Below are 1,214 nucleotides of genomic sequence, written 5' to 3'. Positions count from 1 at the left end.
CCGCTCCAGGAGGGAAGACGAGCTATTTAGCCCAGCTTATGGAAAACGAGGGAATAATCTACGCTTTTGATGTTGGCGAGGACAGACTGAAGGAGACCCGCTTAAACCTCTCGCGCCTCGGCGTTACTAATACAGTTCTCTTCCACCGCTCCTCGCTCTACATAGATGAACTCGGCATTGAGTTCGATAAAATCCTCCTCGATGCACCGTGCACAGGTTCAGGGACGATACACAAGAACCCCGAGCGGAAGGCTAACCGCACGATAGAAGATGTGAAGTTCTGCCAGAACCTCCAGATGAAGATGCTTGAGAAGGCCTTGAGCGTCCTCAGGAAGGGCGGAATCCTGGTCTACTCCACCTGCTCCCTCGAACCTGAGGAGAACGAGTTCGTAATCCAGTGGGTTCTCGATAACTTTGACGTCGAACTGCTTCCCCTCCGCTACGGCGAGCCCGCACTAACGAGGCCCTTCGGAGTCGAGCTGAGCGAGGAAATAAAGAAGGCGAGGCGCTTTTATCCCGACAGACACGGGACGAGCGGTTTCTTCGTCGCGAAGCTCAGGAAGCTTTGACTTCACTCTCTTCTCTGGTGTCTCCGAGGAGCCTCTCTTCTATTTCGTGGAGCTTTCCCCTGACATCGTCGCTTAGGATCTTCTCCAGCTCCTCCCGCGCCTTCTCGGCCAGCTCGAACTTGGAGTCAAACTTTCCCAGCTTCACCCAGTCTATCTTCTTGCCTTCGACGAAAACGTCTATGTCGCAGAGCCTCTTGTAGCCCCTGTATTCGAGTCCCTTCAGCAGGAACTTCACGCGGAGCGGGTCTTCCCATGTCAGGAGCTTAAGCTTGTAAACCGGAACGCGCATGAAGGGCCTTGGATAGTCCCAGTCCCAGCCCTCACCAACGATGAAGCCAAGGTCAAGGTCCTCTATGACGAGCATGAGCCTCTCGATGTTCTCCTCGTAGCGCTTCCCCGTGTCGTAGAGCTTTATCGTCATCTCGTTCCACTCGGGCATGAGCTTGAGGAGCAACAGGGGTGTGTCCATGAGCAGTTCCCTGTAAACGCTCAGGAAGTCTCTCCTCACAAGGACGGCTCCTTCCACGTCCTCTGGCCCTATTGGCGAGTTCAGCTTTTTCCTCGTCAGGCCTATTATCGTGTCCATAGCCTCGCCCTCATCGAGGGCGGTCCTTATGTCCATAACCTCTCCGTTATACTTCTCGG

Annotated in this window: 2 protein-coding genes; one reads left to right on the top strand and one right to left on the bottom strand. The window is 54.5% G+C overall.

The window, feature by feature from the left end; all coding sequences use genetic code 11:
* Positions 1-569 (top strand): SAM-dependent methyltransferase (locus tag MVO87_RS03630; RefSeq protein ID WP_297552222.1); only part of this gene is annotated, 569 nt, incomplete at its 5' end.
* Here the strand turns inward: MVO87_RS03630 and MVO87_RS03625 are convergent.
* The coding region (locus MVO87_RS03625) for a hypothetical protein (RefSeq protein ID WP_297552220.1) at positions 556-1,214 on the bottom strand (659 nt) is incomplete at its 5' end. The genes MVO87_RS03630 and MVO87_RS03625 overlap by 14 nt on opposite strands.

Origin of the sequence: Thermococcus sp. (assembly GCF_027063845.1) — an archaeon.
In the GTDB taxonomy this organism is placed as follows: Archaea; Methanobacteriota_B; Thermococci; order Thermococcales; family Thermococcaceae; genus Thermococcus.
Note: the sequence above shows the minus strand (reverse complement) of the source record. Positions and strands in the feature narration are given on the sequence as shown.